The following is a 22,749-nucleotide window of genomic DNA, read 5'->3' as shown; positions in this document are numbered from 1 at the left end:
CTTCAGACTTTGTAATTTTAAAATCATATTACAATCCATAAAAGTGTCAAAAATTCTCCTGACTTTTAATAGAAATGCCTTCGTAAACTGACCACGATATTTCATTAAATCTAAATTTAGCATTTGTATATTTACATAAATTAAAAAAAATAGATTTTAATGAACATCAAAACATTAATACTAATTATAATTAATAGCTTAATTGCGTTGGTAATTGCTTTGCTGTCTTTTTCATCCTACAAGCAGTTTTCAAATGTTTTAAACGATCGTATTTTACTGCAGTTAAATTCTATTAAAACACTCAAGCAAAACCAGATTGAACATGTATTAAAATCGGAGTGGGAGAGATTTGAAGCTTCCGAACTGTACAGCAAGAACATTGATACTACTGTATTAAAACTTCCGGATAGTATTAAAAACAGCAATGGAATTCACGATTTTACCACGTACCATGTGGCTAAAAAAACAACAATAGGTTTTATCTCAAATTCGAAAAGAGGTAGAATGATTAAAGTTTTAGATTACAATAAAATTAAACAAATACTTCTTGAACGTACCGGAATGGGTGACAGTGGAGAATCCTATCTTGTGGGTAACGATTTCAGAATGCGTTCTCAATCCCGTTTTTATCCTAATAAAACCCCTTACACCATATTGGTTAAAACAAAAGGGGTGACCAATGCTTTTAAAGGGATGAATGGGAGAGGGGTTTTTGAGGATTACAGGGGTATTGATGTATATAGCGTGTACAGCCCAATAGTAGTTGGAAAATTAAAGATGGTTATTCTGTCTGAAATAGATGTTGATGAGGTTACGCTCCCCTTAAAAGAATTGAAGCAAAGACTTTTAGGTATAACTCTTGGTATTTTTTTACTGGGTGTCATGCTTTCTCTTTTTCTGACAAGATTTATTACTAACCCAATTAAAAACATGCAAAAAAGTCTCCGGATTATGGCACAAGGAGATTATAACCAAACCAATGAATTTATAAAAAATTCTAAGGAAATAAAGGAAATGTTTGATGCTCTGGCAAATTTAAAAGCTTCTTTGCAGGGGGCTGTGAAATTCTCCGATGATATTGGAAAAATGAATTTACATACCAATTTTCAACCTAAAAGTTCTAATGATTTGCTGGGAAAAAGCCTTTTGGCAATGAGAGATAAGCTTATAGAGTTTAGAAATAAGGAAGAAAATACCAGAATACTATCCAAACGGATGTTGGTAAACGGTATGGAAGATGAAAGGCGCAGGCTTTCGCGAGAGCTTCACGATGGAGTAGGCCCTTATTTAACTTCTTTGAAGCACTACATTGAAAACAGGGTTAAAAATGAATTGAAGAAAGCAGAAATGAAGAAAATAGTGGATGATACCATTTCTGAAATCAGATTGATGTCAAATGCCTTAATGCCGGCTTCAATTGATGATTTTGGAATTGGGGTTACCTTAACCAACTTTATTGAAAGCCTGAAAAAATCGACAACCGTAAGGATCGAATACGAAGATTTAACCCAGCAGGAAAGTTCTAATATTACCAGCCATCAGGCGATTAATCTTTTTAGAATAAGCCAGGAGCTAATTAATAATTCATTAAAACATTCGAATGCAAAAAATATCCGGATTACACTTTCAGAATTTGATGAATTTATTTCGCTTTTTTATTTTGATGATGGAATTGGGTTTGATATTACCACTGTTAAATTAGGGTTAGGAATTATTAACATCAAAGAACGTGTAGAAATTTGCAATGGTACCATTACGATCAATGCAGCTACCGGAAATACAACTTTTGAAATCGAATTACCTGTAGAATTATGAACGAAATCAAATTAATAATAGCAGATGATCACGAGCTTTTTCGAAAAGGACTTGCTGAGCTCCTAAGAAAGCATGACGATATAAAAATAGTTAAAAGCGTAGCTGATGGCGCTGAGTTTATGGAGCTTATAAACAGCCAGTTTGAGGCTGATATTGTATTGCTGGATATTACAATGCCCAATATGGATGGTTTTCAGGTTTTAAAAGAATTAAAAAACACCGCTTCGACTATAAAACCTATTGTGATTTCGATGCACAATGATGGTAATTACATCGCAAAATGTGCTAAAATGGGAGCTTATGGATACCTGTTAAAAAATACGGATGAAGCCGAATTAATCCTTGCAATAAGGACCGTTAGTAATGAGAAAAAATATTTCAGTGCTGAAATTTCTGAAAAAATGATCAACTTTATGTCAACACAAAGCATCAGTGAAAATGTTTTGTCGAATAAGGAAACCGAAGTTTTAGGATTAATTGCTAAGGGGTTAACAACTAAAGAAATTGCGGCTAAATTATTTGTAAGTTCACGCACAATAGAAACCCATCGGGCCAATATTTTAAAAAAGTTGGAAGTAAAAAATACCGCCGAACTAATTAAAAAAGCTGCAAAAATGAATTTAGTATAACGAAAATTAAGAATGTCAGTATCCGTATAAATACGGATGCAAATAGGGTAGATTCACATAATCCTAAAAGGCTGTTACTGATTGTAAATTTGAAGAAACAATAAAAAGTAACAGTCATGAAAAATATAGTATTTATTTTAGGAGTTTTATTAGTTTCTTTTAGCGGATTTGCACAAGAAGAACCTACGATTTTGAAACAGAGTGATTTAAAAGGTCCGGCATATAAAAATTATAAATTTTGGAAGCACGAAACAGTACCGACTAAAATATATTCAGAAAACAATAAACAATCACTTCAGGGACCAGCATTTAAAAATGCGCAACCAGTAAACACTCCAAAAGTAGATCTGGTTGAAGTGAAAATAGGCGGCTCAGAAAAACAAAAGTTAACCGGACCAGCATACAAAAACCATGGTCCGTGGAGTAAAAAAGGATAATGTTTGAGGAACTGAATGAGCTGGTATAGTGGTTTCCACTGTCAAAATTTGATTCAACCGAGATTAGAAAATTAATAGGCTGTTCGAAAAGTAATTTTCGGACAGCCTATTTTTTTTGTTTGCCTTTTCGGTAGTAATTCTATTCGTGCGATACAATTTTTTTAAGTTTTAATCTTGGATAGCTTATTTAATAATATTATAAATGAAATCAGTAGAAGAATTTTAAGTTACTAATTTTCTTATTTTAGCCAAAAGTAAGTTCAACTTGCGACTATAGATGGCCTAAATTTAGGTGGCTGGAGTTATTTATGGCTGGAATAAATATAACATTTAAGTTATTTTAAGAACCTATGAAAACAAACATACTAAATAGAAATATTTTCGATCCAATCATTTGGACGGGTGATTTGAATGATGATTGTACAGCAAATTGGGCCGGGTTAATGCTTCGTGCAGAGTGGATGGATGACGATTATTGGTGGTGGTGTGTGTATGACATGCTTACAGAAGAAGAAAATCAAATTGATAGTTCAAATGAATATGAACAAAGGTTTATTGGAGGAAAAGTATCAAGAGAAAAAGCAGAAGAAATAGCCAGAACTTACCTGAAAGACAAACTCATAAACATAGACACGAACCCAGACTTCTATCAGATTTCGGATTTTATATCGGATTTGAAAGTTTTAGGAGCTACTCCTATTGAAACCATGATGTTGTTAAAAAATAAATTCAATATTAACCTATCGGAATCTAGGGATTTGGTTTTCGATTCTAAAGATTGGGAAGGTGCCAGAGAATTATCCGAAAAACTTACTCAAGAATTTTTAAATGTTAGTGCTGAAATTGCAGATAAAGTTGAATTTGTTGATGGAAAGGTATCTTCGATAACTTTTGATTTAACCAAGGACATTCAAGAGGACAATCAAACACAAAACAAAAAATACTTTTGGAATAGAATAAAGTCTAAATTTAAATAAAACGAACAGACAAAAGGTGTTTAGCAAGTTAGGTTTTAGCAGAATTACCATTTTGTTTCTATATTCGTAGAGCAGAAAAAAAATTGCTTAAAAAAGCTTAACCTTGCCAGGCAAGACATCAGAGTTACACTAAATTATGAATAAAGGAGGAGTAGTCATCATATTGATGTTTTTATTTGGAATCCAAACTTAATCGAACAAGCCATATTGATCAATCAAACGATTTTGATAAAATTATTATTAGGGACACTTATGCAGGCCGGTCTGACTTTGCTAATAGTTCAAATAAAAAAAAAGCGTATGAAAAATCTATTTACCCTAATTTTTGCTTTTGTCTTTTTACAAACTTTTGCCCAGGAATATGGACAAGAGGGATATCAGGAAAAAAGATATGACGAGGCAATTGAAGATGTAAAAAACAATGAATTCGAAAGTGCATTTATGGGCTTTTACTTTGTTGGTAGTTATAAAAAAAATCAGTTAGGTAGTATTGCGCTAAAAAAATCAGACTCTATTCTTCCACTTGCTCAACAAAATATCCGCAAAAAGATAATTGGGGAATGGGTTTTATCTGAAAGCGGTTCAAATTGGGGATTTGAAAAAGAAAAGGATAGTTTAATAAAAAAGCTGTTGATAATTGAATTAGATAAATTTTCATTTTATGACTTAAATATTAAGACCAATAAAATGACACTTACAAGATCTGAAAAATCTCTTTTTACAAAAAGAAGAGATATGAGAGGATTACTTTTTGACTTTGTTTTTTCAGATAAAACATTGTGGAGTTTTTATTACGATGAGAAAATAAAAATCTTAAGACAAGTTATGACAGGTCAGGAATCAGAAAACGAAAGAACTGAAATAGTTTGTGGCAATTCTGAGTTTATTTACACAAAAAAAGAATAAGAATATCACTGAACAAATTCTGAACAAAGCTTTGCTTAGCGTTTTTTAATTAAAAATTTTTAAGAAATAAATAAAAAAAACAATCGATATAATTGATATATCAATTATATTTGTGTCAAATAATTTGAAATGAAAAATAATAATCCAACAGGAACCGTTCTTTATACAATTGAGCAAACAATTAAAGAATATAGAAAAATTGCACAGAAAAACATAAGTCAAATAGTAAGTGATATTACTGTTGACCAGTGTCTGCTGCTCATAATACTTGATAAAAATGCGACTTATTCTCAAAAAGAAATTGCAGAACTAATTTTTAAGGATAATGCGTCAATTACCCGAATTATCGAATTAATGGTGAAAAAGGATTATCTGACAAGACAAATAAACGAATCAGACAGAAGAAAATTCAATCTTGAAATAACTGAAAAAGGAAAAAAAACAATTGAACTATTAACACCCGTTATACATAAAAACAGAGAAGATGCTCTTGAAGGATTATCAAACGAGGACATTGAATTGCTTGATAAGTTACTAACTAAAATAATCTCAAATTGTAAAAAATAAAATGACAAAAATTTATCAAATATCTAAGGCGGCACAAATTATACTATTTATATTTTTCCCTGTATTCATTTTTGGGCAAAAAAATATATCAGAGAGTCTTGCAAAATATATGGAAGCACAGGTAAAAGTAAATGATTTTAGCGGAACAGTGCTTGTTACAAAAAATGGTTCTGTTTTATTAAAAAAAGCTTATGGTTTGGCAGACTACGAGTGGAATATTAAAAACACCATAGATACTAAATTCCAGCTGGCTTCGGTAACCAAACAATTTACAGCTACAGCTATTCTTCAGTTAATAGATAATAGAAAATTGTCACTTAATGATCATTTAAGTAAATTTTTTCCGGACTACCCAAAAGCTGATAGTGTTACGATTCATATGTTGTTATCGCATTCATCAGGACTTGCTTTAGGTTTCAAAGAAATAGCATTAAGCAGCATGAGTGTCGATTCTGCCTATTCTCAAATAAAAAAAATACCTTACGAATTTTCGCCGGGGACTAAAACTGAATATAGTAATATAGGCTATTATTTATTAGCCAAAATAATAGAAAAGGTTTCAGGGGAGAAGTACGAAGTTTTTTTAAGAAAAAACATTTTTGAAAAAGCAGGAATGAAAAATACAGGTGTTAGTAATAATGATTCGATCATCTTGAAAAAAGCGAAAATTTACTGTCGAACAGAAAAGGGATTTATGCACAATCCATATATCAATTGGAAAATTAACATTGGGCATGACGGTATTTATTCTACCGTAGAAGATTTGGCTTTATGGGACAAGGCGCTATACGGAACGACTATCTTATCAACAGAAATGAAGAAACTAATGTTTACCCCTTATAGCTCCGAAAATTGGGGATACGGTTTTATAATTAATCCGTTTTATAATCACGGACATCAGCTGATTGCCCATGACGGAGGTTTTTTTGGTACCATGACTTCCTTTAACCGGTTTACAGATGACAAAATTTTTGTGACGGTACTTTCAAATAACGAGTCATTTTCATACATTATAGGCTACGGGCTTTCAGCGATTGCCTTGCAAAAAGAGGTAGAACTTCCATACAAACATTATCAAACCAAAATAGATACTACAGTTTATGATAAATATGTCGGTAAGTATGGTAACTTTGAAATAGTAAAAATTGAGGGCAGACTTTACTATAATAGTTTAGAAATGGAACTCTTGCCTGAGTCTGAAACAAAGTTTTTCAGAGCAGACAATAACGATAGGACAATTGAATTTATTGAGGATAAATCAGGTATTTGCAATGCTGTAGTTTTGACAAAAGGAGGCGTAAAAGAAACTGTTAAAAGAAATAATTAGCAGGCGCTACATAGGAGAAAAGTATAATTCAAATTTAGTCTTATTACTTTTAGTCTTCTATTGACAGACAAAAGAGAAATATCATTAGATCCGGGTTTTAAAAAAATACATTCTTTTTGCATTTTTTAGTAGTTCAGACGTTGTCAGTTCTTGTTTTCTTAACTGACACCCATAAAGTGGCAGATATTTTCGAAAACCTGATAAGCAAATTCCTTTAAAAATAATTAATTACACTTTTTTGAGAAATCAACAAAACCAAAAGAAAATAGAAAAGAGGAAACTCAAAAACAAAGAAAAAAAAACAGAACGAAAACATTATTCTCTTTTAATTTTTGCTTTGATTTTTTGTGTTATAAATTTAGCGTTTATCGAAAGTAAAACGATTGGACACGATTACAGATATAAAATCTACATATTCTTATTGCCTGTAAGTATTGGAATGCTGTTTTTCGGAATTTACAGATGGGATTTTTTAATTAGAAAATATTTAAGTTTTAAAGAAATACATTTAAAACTATATGTGATTGGATTCTACTTGTTACAGGGAATTGTAGTCTCCTATTTAAGTTTTGGTCAAATTACAAGTGTAATATGGAATTGCATAAATAATTATGAAGCAGAAAAAAATCATACAGAAATAGTCTATTGTAAGGTGACAGGATTTTATACTAAAAAAAATCCACATGTAAGTTGTATTTTTAAAAATCATACTGAAGTTTTTAGCGTTAGTGCTGAAATGAATCGCAAAAATTATCAGCGTGATCCAAAAGATTATGAACTTAAGATAACGATACAAAAAGGAATCTGGAATTACTATTTGGTTAAAAACTGGGAATTAAAAAAAATAATTAGCCATTAGGAATAATAAAGAGCACAAACATCAATATTTCCTATTTAAAGGCTGTAAATTCAAAAGAGCTGTCCGGCAAAACAGCTCTTTTTAGTCTACAAATTTTAGTACTAATTCAAAATTTTAAAAAACTGCGTTTTTCTTTTAGAGACTATTAAAATTAAAGTAAGGAATTGCCGTTCTTAGATCAAACTGAAGCATCTTATTTAGAAGCTGACTCCCCGGTTTTGGGTTGCATGACAACTTCTACTTTGTTTGCTTTTGGCAATACTTCACCAGCATATTTTTTGATATCCTGTGACGATATACTTTTAATAATTTTGACATAATCATCACTGCTGACAAATTTATCACCAAATTGAAACTGACCAGTAATAGTACTCATCCAATACGAATTGGATTTAATATTCTGCTGATTGCTTTTGATCAAATCTTCTTTGATATCGGATAAATCTTTTACGTTAGCATCCATTTTTGTAATAGCATCCAATTCAATATACACGATTTGCAATAGTTTACTGTCCTTTTCAGGATTACAGTCGAAACTTACACGTAATGAAAAAATCGGTGATGGATCTTTAGATAGTGAACTTTGAGTTTGCACGCCGTAACTGCCGCCTTCGTCTTCCCTGATTTTTTCTAAATAACGTTTGTTTAGCAATTGTGATAATACATAAGCCATAATCTGATTTTTATCTGAATAGGTTACGTTTTTATTTTCATAATGCACATAAATACTTGCTTTAGGAACACTCATTTCACGTACCAGTTTTTCCTTGCCTGTTCCTGCTGCCATACCAATTTTATGATCTGTAAATTTTTCCTGAGTATGGTTTCCGGATAAATTTCCAATATATTTATTTATAACCTCCAGGTCTGTCTGCGCAATATTTCCAACAAAAACAAATGTAAAGTCTGAGGCATTTGAGATGCGTTCCTGATAGATTTTGGATGCCGTATCAAAGTTTAATTCCCCAAGGTTTTCTTTACTCAAAAGAAACGTTCTCGCACTGTGATTACTGTCCAGCATTGCTATAGTATCACCAAACAGTTTGTTATTATTTTCGTTTACATTCTCAAGCGCATTGCTGTAATAATCTATAATTCTTTTATACGCCTGCTGTTCAAATCTTGGCTTTTTAAAGTATAAGTAGGTCAATTGTAATAGTGTTTCGAAATCTTTTTGCACAGCGCTTCCACTAAATCCTTCGTAATGTTCAGCGATATAGGGGCTTATTTTTACCGTTTTTCCGGCAAGTTGTTTTTGAAGGTCTGTTACCTTAAAATCTCCTAAACCTGAATTTTTAGCTAAAACCGTTGCAATTTGCGCAGAGGGCAAATCTTTTTCTGAAAGTAAAGAACTCCCGCCTGGGCTAAAAGCGGAGAACAGAATCTGATCCTGCGCTAAAGTTGTTGGGTAAAGAATCACTTTTGCCCCGTTTTCTAAAATGTAACCCTTGGCTTCTTTTATGCCTTTAATGTCAAATTTCTTAGCAATAGGTTTAGCAGTAAGTTTATCACTAACCAAAGCAACATTATTTAGAGTTTCGGTGTAAGGCTCTAACTTTTCTGCTTTTACATTTTTAATAACCGTGGTATAATCTGTTTCTGATGGATATTTTACATTTTCTTTTTCAGGTCCGGAAACAGTTAAAATTTGATTTTTTTCTGTTGGAAGCTCCCGAAAAACTTTGTTTACCTGTTTAACATCAAGTTGAGACAACGTTGATTTTACTACTTCAAATTCATCTTCCAGACTCATTATCGGCGAAGCTTCTAAAAAATACCCCTGCAATTGCGAAGCCCAGTTTTCGTTACCAATTTTATCTTTGTTTTTTAACTGATTTTCATAACCCGACCGCATATTTTCTTTTACGCGGTCTAATTCTTCTTTTGTAAATCCGTTTTGAATGACGCGCTCATATTCTGTATACGCTTGTTGAAAGGCTTCTAATAATCTTCCGTTTTTGGGATTTACCGCTAAAGTAAAAAAAGAAGTCAATCTTGTTAAACTGGAATGGCTTACGCCTGCAGACAACAACGCCGTTTCATTGTTTACCGTATATTCTCTAAAACGATTGTTCATCATTTGCAAAGCCAGGTTTTCGGCAATATTATTTTCAAAAGCGGCTAAATCCTGAACAACGGGTTTTGTCTTTTTAAAATTAAGCGAAATTGAGGTTTTCTGTGCTTCTTTATCAATGGCCAGTTTGTACAAAAGTTTATCGTTATCCGGAATACTTTCGTAAGTACGTTCTGCAGGATTAGATGGTTTTGGAATAGATCCCATAATTTTCTTTACCTGTTGTTCTATTTTTGCGGGATCAATATCTCCCACAATAATTACCGCCTGATGGTTGGGCAGATACCATTTTTTATAATAATCGCGTAATTGTTTGTATTTGAAATTTTCAATCAAATCCATATCGCCCAAAACATCTCTTTTTGAGTATTTTGAACCGTTGTAAATGACAGGTTCAAGCTGAGAACCGATTCTTAAATCGGCATTTCGTCTGGTGCGCCACTCTTCGTGGATTACACCTCTTTCGGCATCGATTTCAGCATCTTTTAAAGATAAATAACCCGACCAGTCGTGTAAAACGTATAAACAGGAATCTAATAAAACAGGATTTTTTACCGGTACATTGCTGAGGTTGTACACTGTTTCGTCGTGTGCGGTATAAGCGTTAATATCACGTCCAAAAGTGACACCATGTTTTGCCAGCATATCAATAATGCCTTTTCCTTTAAAATGCTCCGTTCCGTTAAAAGCCATGTGTTCCAGAAAATGTGCCAGCCCGTTTTGATTGTCGTCTTCTAAAATTGCCCCGACATTCTGAACAAAATAAAAATCGGCGCGTTCTTTTGGCCATTCGTTATGCAGAATAAAATACTGCATGCCGTTGTTTAAAGTGCCATGAACTACATCTTTCCGCAATGGAATCGTAGTTTTAAATTGTGCCGATACCTGAGCTAAACCCAGTATCATAAAATGCACTAAAAATATTTTTGTTTTCATGTTGATAGTTTTGTTTTTTTTTTGATTGATTTTTTTGAAAATGGTATAACAAGTTACTGCTGTTTATTATAAGGCTTCATAAGAAACCTTATAATGACAGTTTTAAAAATTGTTGAATTAAACAGATGAAACGGATTTACCTTCCGAAAACACGGATTAATACGAATTTTTAATATATTTTAATCTGTGTTTATCAGTGTTTTAGCAATAGCGAATCAGTAAAATCAGCGTCTAATCCCGATACCGTTTTACTAGCTATATTACATCCATTCTGGTCGGTTTTCGCCTTTTAAGTAATAATCAAAATACTGCTGCATTTTGTCAGTCCAGTCTTTTTTGTTTGCTGCATCGTCTAAAGTGTGTCCTTCTTTTTTGTAGTTCACCAGCCAGCCTGGTTTTCCTAAACGGCGAAGTGCAAAAAACAAAGATTGTCCTTCCTGATAAGGCACTGCACGATCATTATCATTATGAAAGATCAACGCCGGTGTTTTAATGTTTTTTACTGAGAACAAAGGCGAATTTTTAATATACCCCTCTAAATTATCATACAAAGAACTTCCCATTCTATATTGGTCTGCTTCGTATTTAAACATGGTCGAAATACCGTTTGATCTCATAACAGGATAATTGGCCGTAAAATTACTCACGCCGGAACCTATAATGGCACAGCTAAAAAGATCTGTTTTTGTAATTAAAAATGAAGTTTCGTAACCGCCAAAACTATGTCCCTGAATACCAATCTTTCCTTTTTCGGTAATTCCGTTAGAAATTAAATATTCTACACCGCTGACAACATCATTGTAGACACTGTTTCCCGGATTTCCATATTGGTAATGCACATCTGGCTGGAAAACGATATAACCTCTGCTGAGATAGGTTGGAATATTGATATTGGAACTACTGAATTCCGGTGATTGATAGGCATTAAGTTCTTCGGTATGTTTTTCGTAAAAATGAACAATAACAGGGTACTTTTTTTTAGGATCGTAATTCTCTGGAAGATATAAATTTCCCTGGTTTTCTTTTCCGTTAAAAGTAGTCCAGGTTATTAATTTTGAAGTTCCCCAAGCATATTCTTTTTGCTGCGGATTTACATCTGTAATTTTTTGCTGTGAACCAAAACCTGCTGTTCCCCACCATAAATCCGGAAATAGGGCGTAACTTTCTTTTGCAAATAATACACTTGAATTATCTCCCGAAACAGCTTCAATTTCCGTATTATAATTCACATCTGCAGCTACTTTTGTAACGTTATTATTGGCAAATTTATAGACTCCTTTTGACTTATGCAGCTCATCAAACCCCATTAAAAAGAATGTTTTTTTCTGGTCTAAATCACCTATAAAACCACTTTCACTATATCGCAGTTCGATGTTATTTTTTCTTCCAAAACCATTTGTTAGAGAATAGGGTGCTTTTTGGTTTAACAAATCTATGGCCCAAAGATCAAACTGGTCGTATAGTACTAATGTGTTTCCGTTATTTAACCAGCCGGCAATTCCAAATGCTGTGTTTGCAGATTTCATATCTACATTATCATCAGAAACCGGAAACGGAACCTGTGCACTGCAATTTTTAAACTGCAGGGAAGCAGGATCAAAAACCGTCCATGCTTTTTGATTTTCATCATAATAAACGGCAAAACTTCCCTGTGGATTCCAGGATGGGTTTCCAAAAACTCCAGTTAGTATTTTTGTTTTTTCGCCTGTTGAAGCGTCTATCCAGTAAATATCATTACGTTCGTTAAAAGTCCAGTCTACTTCGACTGTATACGGTTTTTTGTCATTAGCAAAAACACCTTTAAAATTACCCGATTCAGGTGCCATCACCTGGTCAAATTCGCCAGTTGAAGCTGTTTTTATAACTTTCTTATTTTTAATATCATACAGGAATTTTGGTTCGCCAGGCAGTGTTTTAGAACCTCTAAGCAATTCTTGTCTGCGCTCCATTGCACCCTGATTCGTTTTCCAGATTTCAACTCCTGATTTCGGAATTTGAGTGTTTTCGGGACGTTTGTTTGAATTCACCTGCAGCTCTATAAAATTGCTGTTTTCGTTTAATCCGTAAGCTGTTTTTGAGATAGAATATCCGGAATCGTTTAACGTAATATCATTATAATTGAATAATTCCTTAACAGAACTACTCTTCAAATTGAAATAATAAACCAGGTTAAAATCGGTATTGTTGTTGCCTTTCAGTGTAAAAGTTCCGCCATCTTCATTAGCATTCAATTGAAAATCGCCAAAATCAGCAGCTTTTCCTGTATAAATGGTTTGTTGTTTACCTCCGGGAGCTCCTTGTTTTAAAAATACTTTATCATTCTCTATCTGTACATATACGATTGATTTGTTTTTCAAAAATCGAAACGATTTCATGTTATTTACAAAAGTACTGTCGTTGCTTTCTAAATTGTAACATACAAGACGCTGCAGAAAAAATAGCCCTTTTTGAGTTTCCGGACGTGTGTAATACAAAAGATCGGTTCCGTCAAGAGCGTTGGTGTAATGTTTACTTTTCCAAAGTTTTTTAACTCCTGATTTTAAGTTCTGCAAAATTATACTGTCATTCGAATGGTACTGAATCCAGTCTTTTTTCCCAATGAATTTTAAATCACTGATAGTATTCATTACGAAACGTTTTCCTTTTGGAGCTTCCTGAATAATGATTTGTTTTGGGCTTTCTTTTTGCTCATCCTGAAAAACAGTGCTGTACGACATCCATTTTCCGTTATAGGACAACGATTTGCTGTTTATCCTTTTCCATTGATCGTAAGCCGTTTCGCCAACCACTTTTTTCTGTGCAGATAAACTATGTACACTCAAAGCGAGTGTACACAGTAAAACTATTTTTTTCATATTGTTTGATTTCAAGGGGAATTATTCTTTTTTCAACGTATTGATAACTTTTGTCAGTTCATCGACAAGCTGCCCCGGATTTCCGGAATATCCTTCTGATGTAAAACGAATCTGGCCATTTTTGATTACTACTTTTCTGGGAATACCGCTTGATTTAAATATCGCTGCATAATTGGAGAAAGATTCATTATTGGTTCCCCCGCCTTTTTTAACTAAATCAAAATAATTATCCAGTTTTAAGCCTTTTGATTTTAAATAGGCTAAAGCTTCTTTTTTATAGCCTTCTTTGGTTTCCTGAGTGCTTATAAAATAAATCTCAACTTGTTTATCTTGTTTAAAGTTGTTGACCAATTGCTGCATTGCCGGAAATGCCTGTTTGCAAGGCCCGCACCATGTTGCCCAAAAATCGATTACAATAATTTTTCCGTTGTCTAAAGCCAGTTGTTTTGTTTTTCCGTCTGCCGTCTGCACTTTAATTGCGGGTGCAGGAACCGGATTCATTAGCGTGATATTTTCTTCTGAATTGCTTTCTTTTTTCAGCTGCTCTAAATACCCCGCAAAATCAGCTTCTTTTTTCCCGTCCTTTAAATAGGCTTCTTTTAATTTAGCCGTTGCTCCTTCCGATAAAGTATTCGCTCTTGCAGCATTTTTTAAAACCTCAATTATAGGTTTGTTTAATGCCTCTAAAGCTCTTATATGAATGTCGTTGATACTTGCTTTTTCATAACGTTTTTGAAATGGCAGCAATTCAAAAGTTTCTAAAACTTCTTTATACTTTTTCAAAATATCGTACATACGAATCTGAATTACCAATTCATTCTCAAGCTGTGTTTTTGCATTCTCTGTTGCCTGATTTGGTGACCAGTAAATTCCCTGCATATACGACAAATCATTTACTTTTTCCTGCATTAGCCTGATCATTGGCACTGCCATAGTTTCTACAATCGCAGGCTCAACAGATTTAGTATACAGCACTTTAGAAATATTCTGATGATAACAGTCGTTTATTGAGGCAAAATTCATTGTTGGAATTAACTTTAAAACGGACTGATAATCTTTTGTTTCAAAATAATAACCAAACAACATTTTAGAAACGTTATTATACAGGTAATTCTGTGATTCAGGTACGGTTGCATTGTTCGGAAAATCTTCTAAAAACTGAAGTGCAGCTTTATTTCTTTCAGCTGCATCAGCAATTGGAGCAATTTTTTGAAAAGCTTTAAAACGCATCAAAGCGCCTTTTGGAAATTGTTTTTGAATTACGGTTTCCAGCGAATCTCCTTTTACTTTATCCTTAAGATCGTATAAATATAAATCATGAACTTTTACAAAAACCTCTTCTGGAAGTCCATTCATTTTTTTAGTAAAATCGCCTAAGAACCGATGTCCTAATTCGTCAAATTTTTCGGGTTTCTGAACTTTTAATACCTTAATGTAGGTATCAATAAATTTCGGAAAGTTTTGCCCCTGATCTGCCACTTCTTTTTTCAGCCAATATTCTGTTGCATCTCCTCCGATGGTAAAATCTTTAAAATAATTGCTAAACTGACTGTTGAAATCTTTGTTTCTAAAAGTCGCCCAGGCCAGATCTGCTCCGGGCATTTTTACTTTTGGTTCTTTAAACACAACCAGAAGATAGCCGGTATCTTGCCCGGTATCTGTTACCACGCCGTTGTCTGTATTGCCGTAAAATTTGAAGGCCATAAAAGCGCAGTTTTTAGGAACTGTATATTCTACATTCCATACAGCACCGTTTCTTTTCAATTTAAGGTCTTCGATTTCCCATCTGTAATCATTAAAAACATAGGTATAACCATTGATTTCTTTTACATTTTCCAGAGGCCCTCCTTTTGCATTATAGGTCATATTTAAAGTTGATCCCGGAATGGGGATATCTGGCATTCCGGTTAATCTCAACTTTGTTTCCTGACTTGTAACCTGTAAGGTAAAGGCACAAAAAGCCAATACCAGTAATTTGATATTTGATATTTTTTTGAACATTTTTCGTGTTTTTTATTTACCCAGTTCCGGGTTTAAATCGATGTAATTTTGGTTAATCGGGAATACATATCCATCACTATTAGGTTCAAGCGTATAGGTGACAGTTTTAAAAACTCTGGTGTATGTTTTTCTGAAAGCCGGATCAAGGTTCAATCTTCGCTGATCAAACCAACGGAACCCGCGGCCAATGAATTCTTTTTGTCTTTCTGTCAAAGCTAAATCTAATGCTTCTTTGGGCGTTGTTGCAGAAACCTCATAAGTTGTAGCAGCTTTGTATCGCTTAGCTCTTAAAATATTCAGATTATCTACTGCTTTTTGTGTCTGTCCTAATCTGGCATAACATTCAGCACTTATCAAATACATCTCAGGAACCGATACGCCTACATTAATTCCGTTGGTAAAACTGTAAGTAGCAATTCCAAATCCTCTTCCTGTATAAGTAGGATAAATACCTATATTACCTGCAATTGTATAATAATCATAACGTAAGTCATTGCTTGAAAAACTATTTAATAAATCATTTGACAAAGGAGCTCTGTTGTAAGACGTTAATAATGTTTTTGAAAATATAACCTCCGGATTCTGAATCAAAACAGGATAACTATAACCAGAAGCAAATGTTTTTAAATCGATTAAACTATTTTGCATTTCTAAAGCTTTTTCTGCATTATCAAGACTCAGCTGGTACGATCCCATATAAAGATAAGTCCTTGCTAATAAAGCATAAACGGCTCTTTTTGAGGGAAGCACATTAAACTCCGGCGTATCCTGAATATCATTGGCAAGAGCACTTTTTAGATCTGAAATAATCTGATCATAAACCTGCCCAACAGTGCTTCTGTCCAAAGAAGAAAACAATTCCGGTTTTAACAATAACGGAACCGCTTTTGCCGAATTATCTGAAGCCGGATCAAATTGTGGACCGTATGTATTTACCAGTTGTAAATAAGCAAATGCTCTGTGTACAAAAGCCTCAGCATAGATTTCTTTTTTCTCTGATTCTAATCCATCCTGGCTGCTCATTACTCCGTCTAAAATAACATTGCTGTAATAAATAGCCTTATACAAGCCATTCCAGTCTGCATCACTCTGAGAAGGATCATATATTCTTTCCTGCCAGGTATAGCTGTTTCCCCAAATGGTATTAACACCATTTTGATAAGTTGTAGGAAATTCTACATCTGCGTTGGCAAGAAGATAAATTCCGCCTGAAGAAGTTATATCGTTATAGCTATTAGCCAGACCTCTGTAATCAGAAGTATATTTTAAAACTCTGTTGTTTCCAACCGGTTCTACTTCAACATAATCTCTACAAGAGTTTAATAAAAGTACTGGCAGGAATATATAGAGTGTGAATTTTAGTAATTTCATAAATCTGTTTTTTAAAATTAAAAGCTACAATTAAATTGTAAAGAATAATTACGTTGCGGAGCCAGCGTGTTATAGTTATTGTTTGATAAATACTGAGGATCAATACCTTCATCATTTTTAACCCATAATAGCCCTAAATTTCTTGCAGCAAAATTGAAACTCAATGATTTTATAAAAGTTTTTTGTAACCATTCCGCAGGCACATTATAGCCCAATGAAATTTGCTGTAATCGAATATTATCAGCGGGAAGTACATTGATGTCTGCGTTTTGAAAACGATTTAAACTGTTAAAACTAATATTGCTTAATCCAGGAACATTTGTAATCATTTCGTCTCCGGCTTGTCTCCAGCGATCGGCAATCAATTCGTCTTTTGCAACTGCACCATATTGTACGCCTGCATAAGTAGGATAATTTTGCAACACGGTATTTCTAAATACATGTCCTGCGTAGTATGTTATCTGAACACCAAGTCTGAAATTCTTATACGAGAAATCATTCATAAATCCGCCAAAATAAGGTGCAATAGTTCTTCCCATGTATTTAAGGTCGTCTTTATTAATCATTGAAATTCCCTGAGTTGAATTTATGATTGTACCATCTTTTTTATAAACCGTAGACTGACCGTTAGCATCTAAACCTGCCCAATTGTAAGCATAAAGATACCCTATTGGATTACCCTTCGTTGTTACTCCAGACAAATATTGATTTGTAGTTGTAGCTATAAAACGGGAGTCTGTTACTTCATTTGTGTTATAGGCAAAAGTTAAACCACTATTCCATTTGAAGCCTGAGTTTATGATAAGTCCTGAAATATTTAAATCAATACCATGCCCTTTAAGTGAAGCTGTGTTATAAGTTAAATACGACCAGCCCGATGTTGGATTAAAAGGCAAACTCGTTAATATATCATTGGTTTTTTTATAATACAAATCAGCACTTCCGCGAAGACGGTTATTGAAAACGGCATAATCCAAACCAAAATTAATTGTCTGTGTTGTTTCCCATTTAATCTCAGAATTTTCCGGTAATGAAATAGAAGCAGTTGGTAATTGTGTGTTAAAATCAACAGATCCAACAGAAATTATAGCATTTTTACTTCCAAAACCACTAGGAGGAGTACTTCCTGCTTTTCCATAAGTAACTCTGGCAGATAAATTGTTTAACCAGCTTACTTCTTTTAAGAAAAATTCTTTATTGATATCCCATTTACCTCCAACAGACCATAATGGTAATGCTCTGTTTTTTCTGGAAGCTCCCAGTAAATTAAAGTCATCAAAACGTACACTTCCTGATATATGATATCTGCTCATAAAATCGTAAGATCCTAAGCCGTTATAAGACAAGTAACGTTCTCTATATTTACTGATGCTGTTATCAGAAGTTCCAATAATATTTTGCCAGCCATAAATAGTGGTATAATAAGTCGTAGGATTTACGGAAGTTGATGAGTTAGTATCCATATTATAGCCATAATACCTTTGGCTTGATCCTTCTCTGCGCTCTTCTCTAACTTCTGAACCTGCTAAAAAGTGCAAGGCATTATTTTCATTAAAGTTCTTATTGATATTCATCTGCATACGCATACTTTGCGAGGCATTTGAAGTAGTTGTTGTGTACAAATAAGATCCTACAGGTACGCCATAGACTAATTTTCCTGCTGTACTTACAGAAGTTGCCTCATTAATCATGTTTCTTGCATAGTAACTGTCTAATTCACTCAATGACTTTGTTTTGTTTCCAATGGTAGTGTACATCCCTGAAGCTTCAAAATTCAACCAGCTGTTTACTGTCGCCGTTAAACTGGCATTCAACCTTATGTTTGCCCCTTTTGTTACTACATTAGAATAATTTAATTCATCCAGATAATTATAAGTCCACGGCAAATATCCTTTTGCTTCAAATCCTTTTGCAACTTCAGGTCTAAAAATAATATAACGATCTATACTATTTCCGTTTTCATCAGCAATCATATCATACGGCCGCAGCGCAAAATTGGATACGTTTGATAATGCTTCATTCGCAGTGGTATTGGTCTGAAAACTAGAAGTAACGTAATTTATCCCTGTATTTAATTTTAAAAAACTTTTAAGCTGAAAAGAATTGTTAAGCGTTATATTATACGATTGAGATTCGTTGCCTCTCATTGCTGCCTCATCTTTATTAAAGCCTAAAGACAAATAATAGGTGCTTTTATCACTTCCGCCAGAAACAGATAAATCATATTGTCTGGTTGCTGAATTTCTTAATAAATATTTATTAATCTGACCCAGATTGTCGTTTTGTCCCAATTGGTTTAATAAACGGTCTCTTTCTGATATAGAAATAGTTCCTCTTTTCTGTTGAAACATGATTTCCTGAGCCGCACTAGGATTTTTGGCCTGCCAATCGCTTATATTATCAACCACAAACCCACCATTAACCAAATCTTTTTCATAATCAATATATTGGGCTGTGTTCATGACACGCAATTTTCCCAAATCCATTTTTTCACCTATTGTAGTGGTGGCATTAAAATTGATTATTGGATCACCTTTCTTTCCTTTTTTGGTGACCACTACAATTACTCCATCAGCTGCACGAGATCCCCAGATAGCAGCTGCTGCGGCATCTTTTAAAACTGTAATGCTCTCTACATCATCCGGATTAAGGTAACTTAAAATAGAAGCTCCCGGAACTCCTCTTCTGCTAAAGCTAAAATCATCCTGAGACTGCGGAAAACCATCAATAACAATTAAGGGTCTGCCACTACCACTATAATTGTTTGTTCCTCTTACCGAAATAGTTCCTGTTCTTGGATCAACTTTTACGCCTGCCATTTTTCCCTCGATTCTTTGATTAAGATCTAAGCTAGGAACTTCGGCAAGTTCTTTTGCACTCATAACTTCAAATGAACCGGTTACTCTTTCTTTAGGGATATCAGTATATCCGTTTGATGCAACAACCACTATATCTTTCAATAATTCGACCTGAAGTTCTAAAACTACATTTATCTCTTTTTTATTATTTACAGCAATTGTTTTGGTCTTATAACCTAAGTAAGAAAATTTAAGTGAATCTGTAGCAATTACTTCAATTCTATAGTCTCCTTTTTCCCGGGTAATATCCCAAATTTGTGTACCTACCAATGAAACATTTACACCTATTAATTTATTTCCTTTTTTATCGGTTACTGTTCCTTTAAGATCATAAGGTTCCAGCTCACCTGACGCACTTTTAGGCTTACTTTTTTTTATAACTATCTGTTTGTCAATGATACTGTATGTTAATCCTGTATTCGATAAAGCAGTATTCAAGATTTGCTCTACTGTACCGTATTGATTTATATTTACCTTTTTAGTTGAAGATATTAAATCATCATTGTAAAAAAACACAAAATCGCTCTTTTGCTGAATAGTGGTAAAAAGCGTTTGCAATGAAGCACCTTGTACTTTCACAGAGATTTCATTTTGTGCTTTGACACCATTGGCATAAATAGTGGTTAATCCTAAATACAGAACTAAAATGGATACTCTCATAAATAAAATAAAAGTAAGGTTGATGATTTTTTTAGGCAATAGAAAGCCTATATCATGATTATTATTCATAATTTTGTTTTAGTTATTTAATAATTGCATTTGCAATTAAAGTTGACATAGCCAAGAGATGTTCCAGCATCTTTTGGTTTTTTTTTGACTGGTTATATTCCTTTTATTCTTGAGTTTTATTTTACATCATAGGCATCAATAATTTATAGTCATTAGTATTTAGTTAATAGTTATCTCTCTGGTTTCGGCATCATATACGAAATCAAAACCTGTGGTAGCTTCTAATGTTTTTACCACTTTATCTAAATCATCATTAAGTTTAAAAGCACCTGAATAGGTTTCTTTCAGGCTTATCTCTTTATTCATCACAAAATCTACGTTGTAATAGCGTGTTAATTTATCAAGTACCGCAGGCAGTTTTTCTTTAGAGAACTCATAGTATCCTTTTCTCCATGAAAACAACTGCTCAACATATTGTACTTTTGTTTTGATTGTCTGGCTTTTTTTATCCAAAGCAGCAATCATTCCCGGATTAAGAACTGCCTGAAGTGTATCGCTGCTTAAGAGCCCTTTTTTAGCATAAGCAACCTGAACTTTTCCGCGCAATAAAGCTGTCGAAACTTTTGAATCTTTAGTGTAACAGCTTACATTAAATAAGGTTCCCAATACGCGAACGCTGTAATTATTGGCTGCCCTTACAAAAAACGGTTTTGCCACATTATGTGCTACATCAAAAATTCCTTCTCCTTCCAGAAAAACTTCTCTGTTTGCAGCATCAAAAGCTGTAGGGTAAATTAATTTAGAACCGGAATTAAGCCAAACCTGTGTTCCGTCTGCCAGACTTAGTTGTGCTCGTTTTCCGTAAGGAACCATTACCGTGTTATACTGTGGTTCCAGTGATTTTTTTTGATTAATCTGCTTATTATTTACCTTAATTTTATTTCCAGATGCATCATAAGCAATTGTGGTACTATCACCAACACTAACAGCTTCCTGATTTGACAATATCAATTTAACCTGATTGCTTTTTTCAAAAGAACTATTTATTTCTGTGGTATTTGCAAATTGCTCTATCGGACTCATTACTTTTTGTTGCTGTTTAAAAACAAGTGTAATTCCAAGGCATATACAAAATACTGCCGCTACACTCCAGGACAGCGTACGAATTCTTTTTCTTTTGATGCGTTGTTTTTCAAAAGCAATACTTTCTGCAATTCTTGCTTTTAAATTTGCCTGATCTTCTTTTGGTAAAATTTTGAAATTTGGGTACAAAATATTTTTCTTTTAAATTCTATACAGCTATAAGAATCAAAAGGGAAAAACATAGACAAAAAAAATAATGTTTTTTTAAAGTTTTTTTAAAGTTTAGCTCGAAGCTTGATTAAAGACCTGTATATCAGTGTTCTGCAGGATTCAAGGGTAATTTCTAAACTAGAGGAAATTTCCTCATAAGATAAATCTTCGCTAAACCGAAGATGCAATGCATATCGCTGTTTTTTGGTAAGTGAAGATAAAGCAACTGCCAGGGTAGCGTGTTTGTTTAAAGTAGTTTCATTAAAGATAAGTTCATCTTCTGTAGATTCTGTTTTATAAGTATCTTCAGCCACAATATCAAGCCTTACGATTTTGGTCTGTGATTTTAGCTTTTTGAAAATATCATTTTGAAGAGATTTAAACAAATAGGATTTAATTGCAACGTCTGCTGCAATAGTATTTCGGTAACGATGAAGATCAACAAAAATATCATGTATGGAATCCTGCACTAATGCATCATCATTAGTGTATTGCATTCCAAATGAAAAAAGCATATTGATGTACCGATCATATAATTCATGATAAGCGTTAACATCTCCTTTTTTAATTTGACTCCAAAGATCAATATCTCTCTTTTCATTACCCATTGAAGATTTTCACGCTTTAAGAGTTGTTTTGTGTACAAAACTAAAGAATTTCAAAAATTTCCAATTAATTTTTCATAATTATTTCAATCAGCATAAAAAATTATCAAAACCTGAAAAAAATATAATTGTTTTGATTTTTTAATAAATATAAGCTTCAATAATTTTCTTTTATCAAATACTACAACCATTAAACTTACAAAAAAAGAAAAAAAGAAAATGAGGTATTTTTCTATCATATAATCTTAATACTACAAAGAGATTATCGATAAAATTTAAAAAATCCTTTTTTATCTAAACCAGACTGAATTTTAATATAAAATCCTGCTATTTTAATCCTTAATACAGTTAGTTTACACTTTTCCGTAAAATATCATTTTGGCTAATCAATTGTACAAAACGGCTACAAGCTGCTTATTGCTTCAACCCATCTTTGCATTATAATTTTAAACAATTAAAAAAATGCAAAAGATAATTTTTATTACAGGAGCTTCATCTGGTTTATGAAAATCAGCAGCAAAATTATTTCAGAGTAAAGAGGGCAGGTAATAGCCACAATGCGAAATCCTG

Annotated in this window: 15 protein-coding genes; 8 read left to right on the top strand and 7 right to left on the bottom strand. The window is 33.3% G+C overall.

What is annotated here, in order from left to right:
* The first annotated feature begins 159 nt into the window (after window positions 1–159).
* From JE46_RS22455 to JE46_RS22420, 8 genes are all read left to right on the top strand, one after another.
* Window positions 160–1,815, top strand: coding sequence for a sensor histidine kinase (locus JE46_RS22455; protein WP_031457536.1), 1,656 nt, complete (start codon window positions 160–162; stop codon window positions 1,813–1,815).
* Window positions 1,812–2,444 carry a response regulator gene (locus JE46_RS22450; protein ID WP_031457535.1) on the top strand — a complete coding sequence of 211 codons (633 nt, stop codon included), beginning with the start codon at window positions 1,812–1,814 and terminating at the stop codon, window positions 2,442–2,444. Before JE46_RS22455 ends, JE46_RS22450 begins: the two co-directional genes overlap by 4 nt.
* 116 nt (window positions 2,445–2,560) lie before the next feature.
* Window positions 2,561–2,881 carry a thioredoxin domain-containing protein gene (locus tag JE46_RS22445; RefSeq protein WP_031457534.1) on the top strand — a complete coding sequence of 107 codons (321 nt, stop codon included), beginning with the start codon at window positions 2,561–2,563 and terminating at the stop codon, window positions 2,879–2,881.
* Between the two features lie 350 nt (window positions 2,882–3,231).
* Window positions 3,232–3,858: a hypothetical protein gene (locus JE46_RS22440; RefSeq protein WP_031457533.1), complete on the top strand. Its 627-nt coding sequence runs from the start codon at window positions 3,232–3,234 to the stop codon at window positions 3,856–3,858.
* 300 nt (window positions 3,859–4,158) lie between these two features.
* Window positions 4,159–4,764, top strand: a complete 606-nt coding sequence (locus JE46_RS22435) for a hypothetical protein (RefSeq protein WP_157505982.1) — start codon at window positions 4,159–4,161, stop codon at window positions 4,762–4,764.
* Between the two features lie 129 nt (window positions 4,765–4,893).
* Entirely contained in the window at window positions 4,894–5,331 is a 438-nt protein-coding gene (locus tag JE46_RS22430) for a MarR family winged helix-turn-helix transcriptional regulator (protein WP_031457531.1), read from the top strand.
* A 109-nt stretch (window positions 5,332–5,440) separates the two neighbouring features.
* Window positions 5,441–6,658 (top strand): serine hydrolase domain-containing protein, encoded by a 1,218-nt coding sequence (locus JE46_RS22425; RefSeq protein WP_236010818.1) that lies wholly within the window; start codon window positions 5,441–5,443, stop codon window positions 6,656–6,658.
* Between the two features lie 238 nt (window positions 6,659–6,896).
* Complete coding sequence (locus JE46_RS22420; RefSeq protein ID WP_031457529.1) at window positions 6,897–7,517, top strand: hypothetical protein; 621 nt, start codon at window positions 6,897–6,899, stop codon at window positions 7,515–7,517.
* A 193-nt stretch (window positions 7,518–7,710) separates the two neighbouring features.
* On the opposite strand, the gene JE46_RS22415 is transcribed toward JE46_RS22420, so the two are convergent.
* The 7 genes from JE46_RS22415 to JE46_RS22385 form a co-directional block, all read right to left on the bottom strand.
* On the bottom strand, window positions 7,711–10,527 hold the full coding sequence (locus JE46_RS22415; RefSeq protein ID WP_083480926.1) for a M16 family metallopeptidase: 2,817 nt from the start codon (window positions 10,525–10,527) through the stop codon (window positions 7,711–7,713).
* A gap of 260 nt (window positions 10,528–10,787) precedes the next feature.
* Window positions 10,788–13,382 carry an alpha/beta hydrolase family protein gene (locus JE46_RS22410; protein WP_031457527.1) on the bottom strand — a complete coding sequence of 865 codons (2,595 nt, stop codon included), beginning with the start codon at window positions 13,380–13,382 and terminating at the stop codon, window positions 10,788–10,790.
* Between the two features lie 21 nt (window positions 13,383–13,403).
* Window positions 13,404–15,383, bottom strand: a complete 1,980-nt coding sequence (locus JE46_RS22405; RefSeq protein ID WP_031457526.1) for a TlpA family protein disulfide reductase — start codon at window positions 15,381–15,383, stop codon at window positions 13,404–13,406.
* A 12-nt stretch (window positions 15,384–15,395) separates the two neighbouring features.
* Entirely contained in the window at window positions 15,396–16,754 is a 1,359-nt protein-coding gene (locus tag JE46_RS22400; protein WP_031457525.1) for a RagB/SusD family nutrient uptake outer membrane protein, read from the bottom strand.
* 17 nt (window positions 16,755–16,771) lie between these two features.
* Window positions 16,772–20,341: a SusC/RagA family TonB-linked outer membrane protein gene (locus tag JE46_RS22395; protein ID WP_031457524.1), complete on the bottom strand. Its 3,570-nt coding sequence runs from the start codon at window positions 20,339–20,341 to the stop codon at window positions 16,772–16,774.
* 159 nt (window positions 20,342–20,500) lie between these two features.
* On the bottom strand, window positions 20,501–21,553 hold the full coding sequence (locus tag JE46_RS22390) for a FecR family protein (RefSeq protein ID WP_051872990.1): 1,053 nt from the start codon (window positions 21,551–21,553) through the stop codon (window positions 20,501–20,503).
* Between the two features lie 86 nt (window positions 21,554–21,639).
* Window positions 21,640–22,182 (bottom strand): RNA polymerase sigma factor, encoded by a 543-nt coding sequence (locus tag JE46_RS22385; protein ID WP_031457522.1) that lies wholly within the window; start codon window positions 22,180–22,182, stop codon window positions 21,640–21,642.
* Window positions 22,183–22,749: the final 567 nt, after the last annotated feature.

The organism is Flavobacterium chungangense LMG 26729 (assembly GCF_000735715.2).
Lineage (GTDB): Bacteria > Bacteroidota > Bacteroidia > Flavobacteriales > Flavobacteriaceae > Flavobacterium > Flavobacterium chungangense.
Note: the sequence above shows the minus strand (reverse complement) of the source record. Positions and strands in the feature narration are given on the sequence as shown.

Excerpts from the sequence above, each read along its gene's own strand:
- JE46_RS22455 (WP_031457536.1), top strand. The coding sequence starts at position 160 with ATGAACATCAAAACATTAATACTAATTATAATTAATAGCTTAATTGCG.
- JE46_RS22450 (WP_031457535.1), top strand. The coding sequence starts at position 1,812 with ATGAACGAAATCAAATTAATAATAGCAGATGATCACGAGCTTTTTCGA.
- JE46_RS22445 (WP_031457534.1), top strand. The coding sequence starts at position 2,561 with ATGAAAAATATAGTATTTATTTTAGGAGTTTTATTAGTTTCTTTTAGC.
- JE46_RS22440 (WP_031457533.1), top strand. The coding sequence starts at position 3,232 with ATGAAAACAAACATACTAAATAGAAATATTTTCGATCCAATCATTTGG.
- JE46_RS22435 (WP_157505982.1), top strand. The coding sequence starts at position 4,159 with ATGAAAAATCTATTTACCCTAATTTTTGCTTTTGTCTTTTTACAAACT.
- JE46_RS22430 (WP_031457531.1), top strand. The coding sequence starts at position 4,894 with ATGAAAAATAATAATCCAACAGGAACCGTTCTTTATACAATTGAGCAA.
- JE46_RS22425 (WP_236010818.1), top strand. The coding sequence starts at position 5,441 with ATGGAAGCACAGGTAAAAGTAAATGATTTTAGCGGAACAGTGCTTGTT.
- JE46_RS22415 (WP_083480926.1), bottom strand. The coding sequence starts at position 10,527 with ATGAAAACAAAAATATTTTTAGTGCATTTTATGATACTGGGTTTAGCT.
- JE46_RS22410 (WP_031457527.1), bottom strand. The coding sequence starts at position 13,382 with ATGAAAAAAATAGTTTTACTGTGTACACTCGCTTTGAGTGTACATAGT.
- JE46_RS22405 (WP_031457526.1), bottom strand. The coding sequence starts at position 15,383 with ATGTTCAAAAAAATATCAAATATCAAATTACTGGTATTGGCTTTTTGT.
- JE46_RS22400 (WP_031457525.1), bottom strand. The coding sequence starts at position 16,754 with ATGAAATTACTAAAATTCACACTCTATATATTCCTGCCAGTACTTTTA.
- JE46_RS22395 (WP_031457524.1), bottom strand. The coding sequence starts at position 20,341 with ATGAATAATAATCATGATATAGGCTTTCTATTGCCTAAAAAAATCATC.
- JE46_RS22385 (WP_031457522.1), bottom strand. The coding sequence starts at position 22,182 with ATGGGTAATGAAAAGAGAGATATTGATCTTTGGAGTCAAATTAAAAAA.